The sequence below is a fragment of the Paractinoplanes durhamensis genome, from assembly GCF_016862175.1.
GTDB lineage: Bacteria > Actinomycetota > Actinomycetes > Mycobacteriales > Micromonosporaceae > Actinoplanes > Actinoplanes durhamensis.
The window spans coordinates 102,993-118,870 of record NZ_BOML01000021.1 but is presented as its reverse complement, the minus strand read 5'-3'; the positions used below and the strand labels follow the sequence as shown (position 1 = coordinate 118,870).

The 15,878-nt window shown below is 72.1% G+C and carries 12 protein-coding genes; 7 read left to right on the top strand and 5 right to left on the bottom strand.

The window, feature by feature from the left end; translation table 11 throughout:
- Positions 1–207 precede the first annotated feature (207 nt).
- Entirely contained in the window at positions 208–1,023 is an 816-nt protein-coding gene (locus Adu01nite_RS12570) for a DeoR/GlpR family DNA-binding transcription regulator (protein ID WP_239132337.1), read from the top strand.
- Here Adu01nite_RS12570 and Adu01nite_RS12565 read toward each other — a convergent pair.
- Positions 1,003–2,055 carry an aldo/keto reductase gene (locus tag Adu01nite_RS12565; RefSeq protein WP_239132336.1) on the bottom strand — a complete coding sequence of 351 codons (1,053 nt, stop codon included), beginning with the start codon at positions 2,053–2,055 and terminating at the stop codon, positions 1,003–1,005. The two genes, Adu01nite_RS12570 and Adu01nite_RS12565, sit on opposite strands and share 21 nt — an antisense overlap.
- Between Adu01nite_RS12565 and Adu01nite_RS12560 the strand changes: the two genes are divergently transcribed.
- Entirely contained in the window at positions 2,045–2,254 is a 210-nt protein-coding gene (locus Adu01nite_RS12560; protein ID WP_203726797.1) for a hypothetical protein, read from the top strand. The genes Adu01nite_RS12565 and Adu01nite_RS12560 overlap by 11 nt on opposite strands.
- Positions 2,255–2,295: 41 nt before the next feature.
- Here the strand turns inward: Adu01nite_RS12560 and Adu01nite_RS12555 are convergent, their stop codons facing one another.
- Complete coding sequence (locus Adu01nite_RS12555) at positions 2,296–3,528, bottom strand: MFS transporter (RefSeq protein WP_203726796.1); 1,233 nt, start codon at positions 3,526–3,528, stop codon at positions 2,296–2,298.
- An 82-nt stretch (positions 3,529–3,610) separates the two neighbouring features.
- On the opposite strand from Adu01nite_RS12555, the gene Adu01nite_RS12550 reads away from it, so the two are divergent.
- A complete protein-coding gene (locus Adu01nite_RS12550; protein ID WP_203726795.1) occupies positions 3,611–4,486 on the top strand; it encodes a LysR family transcriptional regulator in 876 nt (291 codons plus the stop codon).
- A 13-nt stretch (positions 4,487–4,499) separates the two neighbouring features.
- Here the strand turns inward: Adu01nite_RS12550 and Adu01nite_RS12545 are convergent, their stop codons facing one another.
- The 3 genes from Adu01nite_RS12545 to Adu01nite_RS12535 all read right to left on the bottom strand — a co-directional run bounded on the left by Adu01nite_RS12545 (position 4,500) and on the right by Adu01nite_RS12535 (position 8,519).
- Positions 4,500–5,498: an NAD-dependent epimerase/dehydratase family protein gene (locus Adu01nite_RS12545; RefSeq protein WP_203726794.1), complete on the bottom strand. Its 999-nt coding sequence runs from the start codon at positions 5,496–5,498 to the stop codon at positions 4,500–4,502.
- A 25-nt stretch (positions 5,499–5,523) separates the two neighbouring features.
- Positions 5,524–7,707, bottom strand: coding sequence for a putative bifunctional diguanylate cyclase/phosphodiesterase (locus Adu01nite_RS12540; protein ID WP_203726793.1), 2,184 nt, complete (start codon positions 7,705–7,707; stop codon positions 5,524–5,526).
- Positions 7,708–7,781: 74 nt separating this feature from the next.
- Complete coding sequence (locus tag Adu01nite_RS12535; RefSeq protein ID WP_203726792.1) at positions 7,782–8,519, bottom strand: esterase family protein; 738 nt, start codon at positions 8,517–8,519, stop codon at positions 7,782–7,784.
- A 73-nt stretch (positions 8,520–8,592) separates the two neighbouring features.
- Here Adu01nite_RS12535 and Adu01nite_RS12530 point away from each other — a divergent pair, with 73 nt between their 5' ends.
- The 4 genes from Adu01nite_RS12530 (at position 8,593) to katG (ending at position 15,875) form a co-directional block, all read left to right on the top strand.
- Positions 8,593–10,785: a putative bifunctional diguanylate cyclase/phosphodiesterase gene (locus Adu01nite_RS12530; RefSeq protein ID WP_203726791.1), complete on the top strand. Its 2,193-nt coding sequence runs from the start codon at positions 8,593–8,595 to the stop codon at positions 10,783–10,785.
- 74 nt (positions 10,786–10,859) lie between these two features.
- Positions 10,860–13,154, top strand: coding sequence for a putative bifunctional diguanylate cyclase/phosphodiesterase (locus Adu01nite_RS12525; protein ID WP_203726790.1), 2,295 nt, complete (start codon positions 10,860–10,862; stop codon positions 13,152–13,154).
- A 37-nt stretch (positions 13,155–13,191) separates the two neighbouring features.
- Complete coding sequence (locus Adu01nite_RS12520) at positions 13,192–13,647, top strand: Fur family transcriptional regulator (RefSeq protein ID WP_203726789.1); 456 nt, start codon at positions 13,192–13,194, stop codon at positions 13,645–13,647.
- Entirely contained in the window at positions 13,644–15,875 is a 2,232-nt protein-coding gene (gene katG / locus Adu01nite_RS12515) for a catalase/peroxidase HPI (protein WP_203726788.1), read from the top strand. The genes Adu01nite_RS12520 and katG overlap by 4 nt, the downstream gene beginning before the upstream one ends.
- Positions 15,876–15,878: the final 3 nt, after the last annotated feature.

Sequence of the window (15,878 nt, the reverse complement as noted above, 5' to 3'; positions counted from 1 at the left end):
CAGCAGAAAACTGCGGAGTACGGCATACTGTTGCGCCATGGAGCAGAATAAGGCAGCTCGGAGCCACCCGCCGAGCTGGGCATTGGCGCGTCAGCGTGGTCTTTTGGCTGGTCGTGCCCAACCTTGCGGCTCTCCGCAGCTCTACGCAGCGGTGTGCTCAATGGACACGCATTTGTGGCATACTGCCGCACTGACGAGGGGGGATCAGTGAGCGTCGACAGCAACGAGCGGCAGCGTCACCTGCCGGCCGGCCGCAAAGCCCAGCTGGCGGCGTATGTCGCCGAGACCGGTCAGGTCACGGTCGGCGAGCTGGCCGAACGCTTCGGCGTCTCGATCGACACCGTTCGACGCGATCTCGATCAGCTGGCCGCCGAGGGCAGCCTCGTCCGCACCTACGGCGGCGCCGTCAGCCTCTCCACCGTCTCCCGCACCGACCGCGCCGTCGACCAGCGGCTCACCGTGCAGGAGCAGGAGAAGGAGAAGATCGCGGCGCTGGCCGCGGCCCTGGTCCAGGACGGCTCGACCATCATGATCAACGGCGGGACGACGATCCTCGCCCTCGCCCGCAACCTCGGCCAGCACCGCGACCTCACGGTGGCGACCAACAACCTGCTGGTGCCGGGCGCGCTGCCGCCGACCTCGGTCCGCGACATCTACGTCTTCGGCGGCGCGGTGCGCGCCCTGACCCTGGCCACCGTCGGCCCGGTCAGCTTCCGCGGCAACACCGGCGCCGAGCTGGACATCAGCTGCGACCTGGCGCTGATCGGCGTGGGAGCGGTGTCCGCCGACGCGGGCTACACGACGAGCAACCTGGCCGAGGCCGCCATGATGCAGGAGATGATCTCCCGAGCCGCAAGGGTGGCCATCCTGGCCGACTCGTCGAAGTTCGGCCGCCGCCTGTTCGCCCAGGTCTCCGAGCTGGGCGCCGCCGACTACCTGATCACCGACGCCGCACCCCCGCCCGACCTGCGCGACGCCCTGGCATCAAACGGCGTAGAGCTCCTAACCCCAGGCCAGAGCTGACCGCTCCCGCCAATAGACCTCAGCCGGCATCGCCAGCTCTCCCCACCCGGCACCCCCGGCCTCCGCGTCTCCCGCCCGCGGTCCCTCAGCCTGCGGATCTTCGGCTCGCGGATCATCGGCTCGCGGATCTTCGGCTCGCGGATCTTCGGCTCGCGGATCATCGGCTCGCGGATCATCGGCTCGCGGGTCTTCGGCTCGCGGGTCTTCGGCTCGCATGTTCGAGGTCAGCTGGGCGGTGGTTGCCGCGCCGGAGAGCGCGATCGTCACCCACGGCTGGGCAAGCACCGCGGCGAGGGCGGCCACGTCGCCGGGCGCCCGCTCCCCCACCGCGAGCCGCCCGTTGGCCAGGGCCTCCTTGACGATGACCAGGCAGCCCGCATCATGGGCCTCGGCGAGGGCCGGCCCGGCGCTCGGTTCGAGCAGGTTCCAGGTGGCCTGCACGCTGCGGAACAGCGGTCGCCCACCAACCTCGACCCCCAGCGCGGCCCGGATCACCGCACCCTGCCCCGGACCGCTGGCCGACAGCCCGATGGTGACGCCCTGCGCGGCGAGATCGGCAAGCTGCGCATGGAGCTCGACGTCGTGCAGCGCCGGGCTGTCCGGCGTGACCGAGTGGACCTGATAGAGATCGAGCCGATCCCCGAGCAGCGCCCGCGTCTCCCCGAGCTGCCGCTCGAAGGTCGCCACACCGTGGTCCTTGACCTCGTGTTTCTCGGCATCGATCCGCCACCCGGCGGTATAGGTGTAACCCCACTTACTGCCAACGACGACGTCCGCAACATCCGGCCGGCCGCCCAGCCAACCGGCGAGGAACTCCTCGGCGCGACCATAGGAGCGCGCGACGTCGAAATACCGGACCCCCGACGCGTACGCCCGGTCGAGCAGCTCGTGCGCGCGGTCCCGCATCACCTCGACCGTGCGATCGGCAGGCAGATCCACGTCTCGCCCGAGATTGATGTACCCCGGCCGCCCGACAGCCGCCAGCCCCAGCCCGATCCGGGAAGTGCCGGCCAGCCGTTCCATGATCGTCATGGCCCCATCCAACACCAGGGCAAAGCCCTCCACCGGAGTGGCCGCCCCGGCTACCGACTTCGCGGAAGCCGGGGCCTCGCCCTCGCAGTCAGAGCCCGATTTCCTGGAAATCGGGCTCTCGTCGCACGCCCGAGGCCCCGACATCAAGGAAATCGTTCTGGTGCGACGAGCCAAGCGCGGGCTGACGGGCGCGGGCTGACAGGCACGGGCCGACAAGCACGCGCTGGCAGGGCGGTTCGCTCAGTGGGTGGCGCCGGCGGGCTGTCGGGCGGGCGGCGACGCCGGGATCAGGGCCGGGACTCGGCGCAGGCCGGTGGCCAGCAGGCCGCTGAGCACGACGAACGCGAAGGCCAGGGTGACCACGGCGGGCCAGGCGCCGAGGGACCACGCCGTACCGGAAAGGCTTCCGAAGATGGACGAACCCGCGTAGTAGAAGAACAGGTACAGCGAGGCCGCCTGGCCGGCCGGCAGGCCGGCGGCGTGCGCCCGGACCGGGACCCAGCCGCTGGCCACGCCGTGGGTCCAGAAGAAGCCGGCGGTCATCACCGCCAAGCCCAGCACCACCACCGGCAGTCGGTCGGGCAGGGTGAGCAGCAGGCCGGCCGCGGTCAGCAGGCAGCCGAACGGCATCACCGCGCGGCGGCCGTAGCGGTCGGCCAGCCGGCCGGACAGGGTCGAGCTCAGCGTGCCGACCGGGTAGACCAGGAAGACCGCGCCGGCCGCGCCCGCGCCGAGCAGGAACGGCGCCGCGGTCAGGCGGAAGCCGATCGCGTTGTAGACGGCCACGAATGCGCCCATCGCGCACGCGCCGATGCCGTAGAGGGAGAGCAGCGCCGGGTCGGTGACCGCGCGCAACGTCACCGTCCGCGAGCGCCGGGGGGCGAAGTTGCGCGACGCGGGCAGGACCCCAGCGACGACAAAAGCGCAGAACAGGCCGAGCAGGGCGACCGCGGCCAGGGCCCAGCGCCAGCCGGCCGCCTCGGCGACCCAGCCGGTGACCAGCCGGCCGGACATGCCGCCCAGGGCGGTGCCGCCGATGTAGAGGCCGGCCGCGCGGGCGTGCGTCCCGGCGTGCAGTTCCTCGCGCAGGTAGGCGGTGGCGACCGCGGGCAGGCCGGCCAGCGCGATGCCCTGCAGCAGCCGCAGGCCGAGCAGCGCCGGCCAGCTCGGCGCGATCGCGCAGGCCAGGCCGACGATGCCGGACAGGGTCAGGGACAGGTGGATCAGGCGGGTGCGGCCGATCTTCTCGGAGAGCGGGCCGGTGATCAGCAGCGCGACGCCGAGGCCGATCGTCGCCACCGACAGTGACCAGACGGCCTGGCCGGGGGTGATCCGGAAGGCGCCGGCCAGCTCGGGCAGCACCGCCTGGGTGCTGTAGAGCAGGGCGAACGTGGCGACGCCGGCGGCGAACAGGGCCAGGCAGACGCGGCGGTAGCCGACGGTGCCGGCCTGGTATCCGAGGTTGGTACGCACCCGGCCAACCTCCGCCACCAGCTTCCATGCGTCTAATACATGAAAAGCGTCAGTTGCATGCGTACGTCGTATGATGCCTGCCGTGCAGATCGAGGAGCTCCGCAGTTTGCTGGTTCTGGGTGAGCACCAACACGTCACCGAGGCCGCCGCCGCGCTGCAGACCAGCCAGCCGACCCTGTCCCGGCTGCTGGTGCGGATCGAGGCCGAACTGGGCGCCCGGCTCTTCGAACGGGACGCCAAGGGGGTGCACCCGAACCCGCTCGGCGAGCTCGCCCTGGCCGCCTCCCGGGACATCGTCGAGCGGTACGACCGGCTGCGCCGCGACCTGGCCAGCGCGCTCGACCCCGACTCGGGCACGGTCCGGCTCGCCTTCCTCGACTCGATGTCGACGTCGCTGGTGCCGCGGATGCTGCACGACGTCCGGCAGCGGGCGCCGCACCTACGGATCGAGCTGCGCCAGGAGCCGAGCCACGAGATCCTGCGCGACCTGACCACCGGCGCGGCCGAGCTGGCCCTGACCTCACCGCGCCCGGACGGGCCGTACGGCTGGCAGGTGATGCAGCGGCAGCGCCTGGCCCTGATCGTCCCGCCCGGACACCGCCTGGCCGGGCGGCGTTCGGCCCGCCCGGCCGACGTGGCCGGCGAGGATTTCGTCACCGTGCCGCCCGGCTTCGGGTTCCGCGCCCAGGTGGAGGAGCTGTTCGCGGCGGCCGGCGCGACGTTGCGGGTGGCGTTCGAGATCGGCGACCTGGGCACGGTCGAGGGCCTGGTCGGCGCGGGCCTGGGCGTGGCCGTGGTGCCGGAGCAGTTCGCCGGCGCGACCGGCACGATCGGCATCCCGCTGTGGGCCCCGGGCGCCGAGCGGGTGGTCGGCCTGACCTGGCGCACCGACCGCAAGCCGGCCCCACCGGCGGAACGCTTCCGGCGGTGGGTCGAGGAGGCCGGCCCCTACGACTAGGCGTGGATGGACCTCAGCGGATGTCCACCCGGTGAGCGGCCACCAGCTTGTCGATCAGCTGGTCGGTCGCGGGGTCGACGTGCTGCCGGGACGGGTCGGCGTCGTACCAGTCGATGATCTCCCGGGCGCCCTGCTCGAACGGCACGGTGGCGACGTAGCCGGGCACCACCTGCTTGATCTTGGCGTTGTCGAAGACCACCGAGTGGGCCTTGTCGCCGAGCAGGCCGGCACCCCACGCCGGGTCGGCGGCGGCGATCGCGTCCGACGGGACGTGCACGATGCGGGCCGTGGTGCCGGCCGCGGCGGCCAGGGTCTCGGCGATCTGGTTCCAGGTGAGCACGTCGTCGGAGGTGATGTGGTAGCTCTCGCCGATCGTGCGGGTGTGGCCGAGCAGCGGCACGAACGCCTTCGCGAAGTCGGTGTGGTGGGTGAGCGTCCACAGCGAGGTGCCGTCGCCGTGCACGACGATCTCCTGACCGCGGCGCATCCGGTCGATGACGGTCCAGCCGCCGTCGAGCGGGATGCTGGTCCGGTCGTAGGTGTGCGACGGCCGCACGACGGTGACCGGGAAGCCCTCCTCGCGGTAGGCCCGGATCAGCACTTCCTCGCAGGCGATCTTGTCCCGGGAGTACTGCCAGAACGGGTTGTGCAGGGGCGTCGACTCCAGGATCGGCACCCGGCCCGGCGGCTTCTGGTAGGCCGATGCCGAGCTGATGAACACGTACTGCCCGGTGCGGCCGCGGAACAGGTCGATGTCGGCCTGGACGTGCCCGGTGGTGAACGCGACCCAGTCGACCACCGCGTCGAACGTCCGGTCGCCGAGCGCGCCCGCCACCGAGGCCGGGTCGCGGATGTCCCCGATCAGCGTGGTGACCCCGGCCGGCAGCGGCCGGTCGGTGGTGCTGCCGCGGGTGAGGACGGCGAGGTCGATGCCGGAGTCGACGGCCAGCCGGGCACAGGCCGAGCTGATGTTCCCGGTGCCACCGATGAAGAGAACCTTGCGCGCGGTCATGGCGTACTCCCTGCTGCCGGGCCTTTCAGGCGGCGGCCCGCACGCCGGTCAGGTCGAAGTCGGGTTCAGCGACCGGGCGGCCAAAATGGTAGCCCTGCAGCAGCCGGTAGCCCAGGCGGTACAGCGCCTCGGCCTGTGCGGCGGTCTCCACGCCCTCGGCCACCGCGGTCAGGCCCAGCCCGTCGCTGATCTGGATCAGCGACCGGGCGATCACGGTCGGCCGGCCGGCCTCGGTGATGTGGTCGACGAACAACTTGTCGACCTTGAGGATGTCCACCGGCACGGTCTGCAGCAGGCGGAGCGACGAGTGCCCGGTGCCGAAGTCGTCGAGCGCGATCCGCACCCCCAGCGCCCGCAGCTCGTGCAGCGTGGTGATGGCCTGACCGCCCTCGAAGACCGCGGTCTCGGTCACCTCGATGGTCAGGCACCGGGCCGGCAGGCCGGCGTCGGCCAGCACCCGGGTGACCGTCGCGGCGAAGCCGGGCCGGGCGAGCTGCCGGGCCGACGCGTTGACGCTCACCTTGTCCGGCGCACGATCGCCCAGCTCGGCCCGCCACCGGGCCAGTTGCCGGCAGGCGGTGACCAGGATCCATTCGCCCAGCTCGACGATGAGCCCGTTCTGCTCGGCGACCGGGATGAAATGGGCGGGGCTGATCGGGCCCCGGTCCGGGTGGTCCCACCGCACCAGCGCCTCCACCGCCACCACCCGGCGCTCCGGCACCGCCACGATCGGCTGGTAGACCACCCGGAACTGGCCGTCGTCCAGCCCGGCCCGCATCTGCGCGCCCAGCCGGGCGTTCTGGCCGGCCCGCTCGTCCATGGCCGGGCTCCAGCTCCGGTACGGCTCGCCGGTCCGCTTCGCCGCATACATCGCCACCCCGGCCCGGCGCAGCACCTCGGCCGGGTCGGAGGTGCCGGTGCCGTCGCCGACCCCGGCCCCGGCGACGAGCAGGATCTCGTGGTCACCCACCCGGATCGGGTCGTGGACGGTGGCCACGATCCGGTCCATGTCGCCGGACTCCGTCAGCAGCACCGCGAACTCGTCCCCGCTGACCCGGGCGACCAGGGCTCCCTCCCCCACGGCCGCGCGCAGCCGGCCGGCGAACAGGACCAGCAGACGGTCGCCGATCACCTGGCCGACCTCGTCGTTGAGCGCCTTGAAGTTGCTCAGCCCGAGCAGGACGACCTCGGCCCGGCCGGCGGCCAGGGCGGCACCCAGCGTCTCGGCGAAGTGCCGGCGGTTGCTCAGGCCGGTCAGGTCGTCCTGCATCGCCAGCCGGCGGATCTTGCTGACGAAGCCGGCCATCCGGGCCAGGCCGAGCAGGAACAGGAGCACGGCCGCGGCGGCGACGACCGCCCGGTCCAGCCGGTCCGCGCCGATCCGGGGCAGGAACAGCAGGCTCGGCGCCAGCACCGAGCAGCCGCCCAGCACGGCGAGCCGCCGCGGGCTGACCCGGTTCGCGCTCTCCGGGCGTTCCGGGGCGGCCGCCGCCGACATCGACGGGTGCAGGGCGGCCGCCGCCCAGACGACGTAGGCCATCATCCAGCCGCCGTCCAGCAGGTGACCGTCGTATCCCCAGTACAGCGACGCCACCGAGAAGGCCACGTCGGAGACCAGCAGCAGCATCGCGGCCAGCCCCAGGAGGCGGGTGCTCGGGGTGCGCGACGCCGGATCGGCGAAGAGCCCGGCCAGCATCGTCAGCAGCAGGGCGTCCAGGGCCGGGTAGGCGGTGCTGATCACGCGTTCCAGGGTCGACGCCGACTCGCCGGCCGCCACCGGATGCAGCACGAACACCCACATGGCCAGGCCCAGCCCGGTCGCCACCATGGCCGCGTCGAGCAGGCTGCCGCCGTTCCCGCGCCCGCGCCGCACCAGCAGGAACAGCCCGGCGATCAGCGGCAGATAGGAGGCGACGTAGAAGACGTCCGCGAACGACGGGTACGGCTCCTCGTGCCGTACGTACTCGTAGTACTCCCAGGTGAAGTCGCCGGTGACCGACAGGATCTGGCCGGCCGCGAACAGATACCACATGGCCGGGCGGGCCGGGCGGTGCAGCCGCACCGCGACCAGGATCAGCAGGCCGGCCGCCAGCCCGGTGGCGTCGTAGACGAGATCGGACCGGAGACCGTCGCCGGGCAGCAGGTAGTGGATCACGGTCGCCAGCAACCCGACCGCGATCCATCCGCCCCACCAGCCCGCTTTCCGCACGGCTTCCTATCGGCAGGCGGCGACCGGCTTGAGCGAAGTCGGCGGCATGACGCAGGCCACGTCGGCGGAGCCGGCTAGCAGAAGCGGGGCAGGTGATGGGCCAGCTGGGCGCGCCACGACGGCCAGTCGTGCGGCACGTCCGGCCCCCACACGTCCAGCTCGTGCGGGATGCTCTTGTCCGCCAGCAGGGCCGCCATCTGCCGGGTCGAGTCGAGCGCGCCGGTGGTGTCCTCCCACTGCCCCTGCCCGCAGACCAGCAGCAGCGACAGCCGGGACCGCAGCCAGTCGAGGTGGTCGCCGTGCAGGTTGGCCACGTAGTCGACCGGGCTGTTGAAGTAGAACGCGTCGCCCCGCTCGCCCCAGCCGTTCCACACGCCCGGGCCGTAGTTGCCGGAGAAGCACAGGGCCTGCGGGAACAGATCGGCGCGGCGGAACGCCAGGTTGAGCGCGTGGAACGCCCCGAGCGAGCAACCCGCGGTGACGATGTCGGCGTCGCCGGTGCCGGCGCGGATGTGCGGCACGACCGCGTCGAGGAGCCACGACTCGTAGCCGGCATGCGACCGGGCCCGCTCCTCCAGTGACAGGTGCGCCGCCGACCAGGTGCCGGCGTCGAACGAGTCGACGCAGTACAGCTTGATCCGGCCGGCGTCGATCAGGTGCTCGACCGCGGCCACCATGCCCTGCTCGGCCCACTCCCCCGCCGACCCTTTCTCGGTGGGGAAAACCAGCAGGGGCCGGCCCCAGTGGCCATAGGCGGCCACCGTGCCGGCGGCGCCGTTCGGCGATTCGAGGTGTACGGCGTAATGGCGCACGCCCAACTCAAGCGCACCCGTCCGGCAATGCACAAGCACTCAGCCGGGGGGCGATTCCGGCGAATGTACTGCCATGACCAGGATCAGGCAGGACGTGCTCGCCGCGTGGTGCACCGTCGGCCTCGGCGTGGTCGCGGGCTACCAGTTCGTGCCGATCGGCACGCCGGCCGCGGCGTACGTCTACGACGCGCTCGCCCTGGCGGTCGTGATCGCCCTGGTGGTGCGGGCCGTGCAGGGCGGCGGGAGCCGGCTCGGCTGGTCGCTGATCGCCGCCGCCGCGGCGTCCCGGCTGCTCGGCGACGTGACCTACGAGATCTACCGGCAGGTGCTGCACCGCTCCCCGTGGCAGTCGCCGGCCGACGTGTTCTACCTGTTGGCCTACCCGCTGCTGGTCGCGGGCGCGCTCCGGCTGGCGCACCGCCGGTTACGCCTGGACCGGGCCGGTTACCTGGACGCCGCGGTGATCGCCGGCGGCCTCGGCCTGGTGTGGTGGCTGTTCGTCATCGAGCCGATGACCGACCCGACCCTCCTCGCCATCGCCTACCCCACCTTCGACATCGTGCTGATCGCCCTGGTCGCCCGCCTGCTGATCGGGGCCGGCGTGCGCCGGACCGCGGTGACCGCCGTGGTCGGCGGGGTGCTGTGCCTGGTCGGGTCGGACATCGTCACGTTCGTCCTGCCCGGCCTGGGCCTGCCGGAAGGGCTGGTCGCGATCGGCTGGATGCTGGCCAACGTGCTGTTCGGCGCGGCCGCGATCCTTCCGCGCGTCGACGTGCCCGGGGAGGACGACGTCACCGGATCGCCGCGGTACGGCCGGATCACGATCCTTGTCTCGTGCATGCTGCTGATCCCCACGATGATCTTCGTGCAGGACGCCCGGGTCGGCCACGCCGACGGCTGGGCCGAGATCGGCTGCGCCGCCGCCGTGCTGGTGCTGCTGGTGGCCGCCCGGATGACCGGTTTCGTGGTCCGGCTGCGGCGGCAGGCCGGCCAGATGGAGCAGCTCGCGCTGCGCGACGACCTGACCGGGCTGGCCAACCGCCGGCAGTTCGAGCAGCGCCTGGCCGAGGCGGTGGCCGACGGCGAGCCGCAGGTCGCCCTGCTCGACCTGACCGGGTTCAAGGCGGTCAACGACCGCTTCGGTCACGCCGTCGGCGACCAGCTGCTGGCCGCGGTGGCCGGGCGCTTCACCGCCGCGCTGCGCGGCACCGACCTGGTGGCCCGGATGGGTGGCGACGAATTCGCGGTGCTGATCCCGGACGCGTCGGCCGAGACCGGCGACTCGGTGGCGGCCCGCCTGGTGGCCGCGTTGCGCGCCCCGATCCCGGCCGGCGGCCAGGAACTGCTGATCAGCGGGTGCATCGGGATCGCGTCCGCGCCCGGCGCCACCGACCCGGGTGAGCTGCTGCGCCGCGCCGACGTGGCGATGTACGCCGCCAAGGCGGCCGGGCGCCCCTGGCTGCGCTTCACCGAGGACCTGGACGACCGGGCCGGGGAGAAGGCGCGACTGGGCGCCGACATCCGGCTGGCCATCGACAGCGAGCAGTTCCGGCTGGTCTACCAGCCGATCGTCACGCTGCCGGCCGGCGACATCGTCGGGGTCGAGACGCTGATCCGCTGGCAGCACCCGACCCGGGGCTTCGTCAGCCCGGTCGACTTCATCCCGGTCGCCGAGGAGAACGGGCTGATCGTCGAGCTGGGCGAGTGGATCCTGCGCCGGGCCTGCGAGCAGGCCGTGTGGTGGCGGGACACCCTCGCCGGCCGGGCACCGCTGCACGTGGCGGTCAACGTCTCCGCCCGCCAGCTCGCCGAGCCGGACTTCGCCCGTACGGTCGCCTCGGTTCTCGCCTCGACCGGCATGATCTCGTCGAATCTGACCGTGGAGATCACCGAGACCGCGGTCTTCGGTGGCGGCCAGGCGGTCGAGACGGTCAAGGCGCTGCGCGACCTCGGGGTGAAGATCTCGCTGGACGACTTCGGCACCGGGCACTCGTCGCTCGGTCTGCTGCGCACCCTGCCGGTCGACGCCCTCAAGGTCGACAAGCAGTTCGTCGACACGGTGACGATGGCCGGCGAGCACGCGGTGATCGCGACGGCGCTGATCCAGGTCGCCGACGGCCTGCACCTGGCCGCCGTGGCCGAGGGCGTGGAGACCGCCGAGCAGGCGGCCGAGCTGCACCGCCTCGGCTACCGCTTCGCGCAGGGCTACCACTTCGGCCGGCCGGTCGAGGACCCGTTCCGCGAGGTCGCACTCGCGGTGGCCTAGCAAATTAGCCCGATTCCGGGCGCCGGTTCGGAGAGTGACCGATGGTGAGAGGACCAAGCAGCGGAGGAGGCAACGTGGTGGCTGAGGTGGGCAGGTGGCTGCGGTCGCACGCGCTGCTGATCATCATCGGACTGGCCGCGGCCGCCACCGTCGGTGCGCGGATCGTGACCAACCCGCAGGGTGCGCTGGCCAACGCCGAGTTCTTCCGGTCGTACCTGATCACCTCGGTGGTCACCACCGCCCTGTGCTGGGTGGCCGCGTTCCGGGGGTCGCCCGCCGCACGCCGCCCGTGGCGCTGGTTCGCCGTCGCGTTCACCGTGATGCTGCTGCCCCAGCCGTACGCGGTCGTGATGGCCGCCATGCACGGCGGTGAGCTGCCGCTGTCCGGGATCATGGCGGCGCTGATCGGCCGGCTGGTGTGGGCGCCGCTGGTGCTCGCCGGCATCCTGGCCTTCCCGATGAAGACGCTGACCGGCCGGCAGCGGACCCGGTTCATCGCCGACCTCACCACCGTCATCGGCGGCGGTTTCGTCGTCTCCTGGTATTTCCAGCTCGGCCCGGCCCTGCAGGACGGCCACATCGGCCCGGACTCCATGGTCGTGATCGGCTTCCCGGTCACCGACCTCGCCCTCATCTTCGGGGTGTGCGCGCTGCTGCTGCGCAACGGCGTCACGTCCTGGCGCGGCCCGCTGCCGCTGTTCCTGGCCGGCCTGCTCACCTACCTCGCCGGCGACATCATCTACGCGTACCTCGTCGACCAGGGCCCGATGACCTGGCCCACGGCACTCTCGGTGGCCCTCAACGGCGCCGATCTGATCATGGCGATGGCCGCCGCCATGCAGATCACGCGACGCAGCGACGACACCGGCACGGAGCAGCGCGGACGCTCCGGCATCGCCTATTTGCCGTACGCCGCCCTGCTCGCCGGCTACGTGATGCTGCTGTTCGCGGCCGCCCGGGAACACGCGTTCTACCCGTGGGGCGGCCTGGCCGCCGGGGTGATCGTGATGACCGGCGCGGTCGTGCTGCGCCAGATCGTGGCGATGCGGGAGAACCACGGCCTGGTCGTCCGCGACCACCTGACCGGCCTGGCCAACCGGCTGTCGGTGGCCCCGGCGCTGGAGGCCGCGGTCCGGCGCCACCACGAGACCGGCGCCGCGTCCGCGGTCCTGGTGATCGACCTGGACGGCTTCAAGAAGATCAACGACACCCGCGGTCACGAGGCCGGCGACGCCATGCTGGTGGCGTTCGCCGAGGTGCTGCGGGCGACCGTACGCGGCAGCGACGTGGCCGCCCGGGTCGGCGGCGACGAGTTCGTCGTCCTGCTCGACCGGCCCGGCGATATCGAGCAGGCCCTCGCCGTGGCCCAGCGCATCCTCGACCGGGCCGCCGAGCCGCGCGACGTCGCCGGGCTGCCCACCCCGATCCGCTGCAGCATCGGCGTGGTGATGACCGACCCGGAGACCGACGTCGCCACCGTGCGGCACCGCGCCGACATGGCCATGTACGCCGCCAAGCGGGCCGGCACCGGCCGCCCCGAGCAGTGGCACCCGGGCCTGGAGTCGGCGACCGGCGCGGCCGAGACGTTCGACGCCGAGATGCTCGCCGCCGCCGCGGCCGGGCAGCTGCGGCTCGCCTTCCAGCCGATCGTCACGCTGGCCACCGGCGAGATCACCGGGGTGGAGGCCCTGGTCCGCTGGGAGCACCCGGAGCGCGGCACGCTCTTCCCGGACACCTTCATCGCCGCCGCCGAGCGGACCGGCGCGATCGACGGCCTCGGCCTGTGGGTGCTCGAGCAGGCCACCCGGCAGACCCGGCAGTGGCAGCAGGAGTTCGGCCGGCGGCTGTACGTCAGCGTGAACCTCTCGCCGTACCAGTTGAAGAGCCCCGGCCTGACCGACGCCGTGCTCGCCACCCTCGCCGACGCCGGCCTCGACCCGCACGACCTGGTGCTGGAGTTGACCGAGAGCGCCCTGGTGCACGAGAGCGAGGGGGCCGGCGTCCTGGAGGTGCTGCGCCGGCACGACATCCGGATCGCCGTCGACGACTTCGGCACCGGCTACTCGTCGCTGCGCTACCTGACCCGGCTGCCGATCGACATCCTCAAGCTGGACCGCTGCTTCGTCTCCGAGCTCAACGGCGAGCCGCAGGGTTCGGCCGTCGCCGAGGCGGTCATCCGGCTCGCCCAGGCCCTGAACCTGGACACCGTGGCCGAGGGCATCGAGGTGCCGGCCCAGGCGACCGAGCTGACCCTGCTCGGTTACCGCAGCGGTCAGGGCTTCCACTACGCCCGCCCGCTGACCGCGGCGGCGCTCGCCGATCTGCTGCGTGCCGAGACGATGAAGGCTGCGGAAACAGGCCCACTCTAAACTTGATTCATTCCAGACAAGGGCCTATGTTCGTCGGGTGACACCCGACTTCGAGGCCCAGCTCCGGTCGGCCTCGTTGCGCGTGACCAGGCCCCGGCTGGCGGTTCTCACCGCGCTGCGCGACCACAAGCACATCGACACCGACACGGTGATCGAGCTGGTCCGCGCGGAACACCCCACGGTCTCGCACCAGGCGGTGTATGACGTACTGCGTGCACTCACCGACGCCGGTCTCGTGCGCCGCATCCAGCCCGCGGGCGCGACCGCCCGCTACGAGTCACGGGTGGCGGACAACCACCACCACGTCGTGTGCCGGTCGTGCGGCGCGATCGCCGACATCGACTGCGCCGCCGGCCACTCCCCCTGTCTCACCGCTCCCGACGATCACGGCTACGTGATCGACGAGGCGGAGGTCGTCTACTGGGGCATCTGCCCCGCCTGCGCGACCAGCAGCAAGCCCAGTTCATCCGGCAGTCTGGAAGGAAACAGATGAGCGACACCCAGGACAACGCGGCAGCCGGCTGCCCGGTCGCGCACGACTCCGTGACCACGCACGGCAGCGAGAGCGAGAACCCGGCGATCGACGCGCCGACCCCGAAGACCGGCGGGCGTCCGCACACCAACCGTGACTGGTGGCCCAACCAGCTCGACCTGTCGGTGCTGCACGCCCACTCGTCCAAGGGCAACCCGCTGCCCGGCTTCGACTACGCGAAGGAGTTCGCGAAGCTCGACGTCGACGCCCTCAAGCGGGACATCGCCGAGGTGATCACCACCTCGCAGGACTGGTGGCCGGCCGACTTCGGTCACTACGGCGGCCTGATGATCCGGCTGAGCTGGCACGCCGCGGGCACCTACCGCATCCAGGACGGCCGTGGTGGCGCCGGCGACGGCGGCCAGCGGTTCGCCCCGCTCAACAGCTGGCCCGACAACGCCAACCTGGACAAGGCCCGCCGCCTGCTCTGGCCGGTCAAGCAGAAGTACGGCCAGAAGATCTCCTGGGCCGACCTGCTGGTGCTGGCCGGCAACGTGGCGCTGGAGTCGATGGGCTTCGAGACCTTCGGCTTCGGCTTCGGCCGGGTCGACGTGTGGGAGCCCGAGGAGATCTTCTGGGGTCCCGAGGACACCTGGCTGGCCGGCCGCTACGCCACCGAGAAGACCATGAACGAGGGCGTCGGCGCGACCGAGATGGGCCTCATCTACGTCAACCCGGAGGGCCCGGGCGGCAACGCCAACCCGGAGCAGGCCGCGCACTTCATCCGGGAGACCTTCGCCCGGATGGCGATGAACGACGAGGAGACCGTCGCGCTCATCGCCGGTGGTCACACCTTCGGCAAGACGCACGGCGCCGGTGTCGCCGACGGTCACGTCGGCCCGGAGCCCGAGGGCGCCGAGATCACCGCGCAGGGCCTGGGCTGGCTGAGCACGCACGGCAGCGGCAAGGGCGCCGACTCGATCACCAGCGGCCTCGAGGTCACCTGGACCGACAAGCCGACCCAGTGGAGCAACCGCTTCTTCGAGATCCTTTTCGGGTACGAGTGGGAGCTCACCACCAGCCCCGGTGGCGCGAAGCAGTGGACCGCCAAGACCACCGACGAGATCATCCCGGACGCGTACGACCCGGCCAAGAAGCACAAGCCGACGATGCTGACGACCGACCTGTCGCTGCGCGTCGACCCGGCCTACGAGGCGATCTCGCGTCGCTTCCTGGCCGACCCGCAGGCGTTCGCGCTGGCCTTCGCCAAGGCGTGGTACAAGTTGCTGCACCGTGACATGGGCCCGGTCGCCCGGTTCCTCGGCCCGTGGGTCCCCGAGGCCCAGCTCTGGCAGGACCCGGTCCCGGCCGCCGAGGGCACGCTGGTCAGCGACGCCGACGTGGCCGCCCTCAAGGCCAAGGTGCTCGACTCCGGCCTGACCACCGCGCAGCTGGTCGGCACCGCCTGGGCGTCGGCCGCCAGCTACCGGTCCACCGACAAGCGCGGTGGCGCCAACGGTGCCCGGCTGCGGCTCGAGCCGCAGCGCAGCTGGGCGGTCAACGCCGGGACCGCCGAGGTGCTGACCGCCCTCGAAGGCATCCAGCAGGAGTTCAACGCGGCCGGCGGGGCGCAGATCTCGCTCGCCGACCTGATCGTGCTGGCCGGCTCGGCCGCGGTCGAGAAGGCGGCCGGCGACGCCGGCCACAAGGTGACCGTGCCGTTCCGGGCCGGCCGCACCGACGCCACCCAGGAGCAGACCGACGTCGAGTCGTTCAGCGTCCTGGAGCCGCGCGCCGACGCGTTCCGCAACTACCTGCGGCCGGGCGAGAAGACCCAGCCGGAGGTGCTGCTCGTCGACCGGGCGTACATGCTCAACCTGACCGCGCCGGAGATGACCGTCCTGATCGGTGGCCTGCGGGCGCTCGGCAACAACGCCGGCGGCAGCGCGCACGGCGTGCTGACCGACCAGCCGGGCGTACTCACCGGCGACTTCTTCGCCAACCTGCTCTCGCCGGGCACCCGGTGGGTGGCGTCGGCGTCCGACGAGCACGTGTTCGAGATCCGCGACGTGACCACCGACGAGGTCAAGTGGACCGCCACCGCGGCCGACCTCATCTTCGGCTCCAACTCGCAGCTGCGGGCCCTGGCCGAGGTCTACGCCAGCGAGGACGCCCGCGACAAGTTCGTGGCCGACTTCGTCGCGGCCTGGACGAAGGTCATGGAGCTCGACCGGTTCGACCTGGTCTGATCT

What these genes read in the sequence shown, in the direction of transcription:
- katG (WP_203726788.1), top strand. Translation starts at nt 13,644, where the DNA reads ATGAGCGACACCCAGGACAACGCGGCAGCCGGCTGCCCGGTCGCGCAC.
- Adu01nite_RS12565 (WP_239132336.1), bottom strand. Translation starts at nt 2,055, where the DNA reads ATGACGATCATGGAACGGCTGGCCGGCACTTCCCGGATCGGGCTGGGG.
- Adu01nite_RS12560 (WP_203726797.1), top strand. Translation starts at nt 2,045, where the DNA reads ATGATCGTCATGGCCCCATCCAACACCAGGGCAAAGCCCTCCACCGGA.
- Adu01nite_RS12545 (WP_203726794.1), bottom strand. Translation starts at nt 5,498, where the DNA reads ATGACCGCGCGCAAGGTTCTCTTCATCGGTGGCACCGGGAACATCAGC.
- Adu01nite_RS12530 (WP_203726791.1), top strand. Translation starts at nt 8,593, where the DNA reads ATGACCAGGATCAGGCAGGACGTGCTCGCCGCGTGGTGCACCGTCGGC.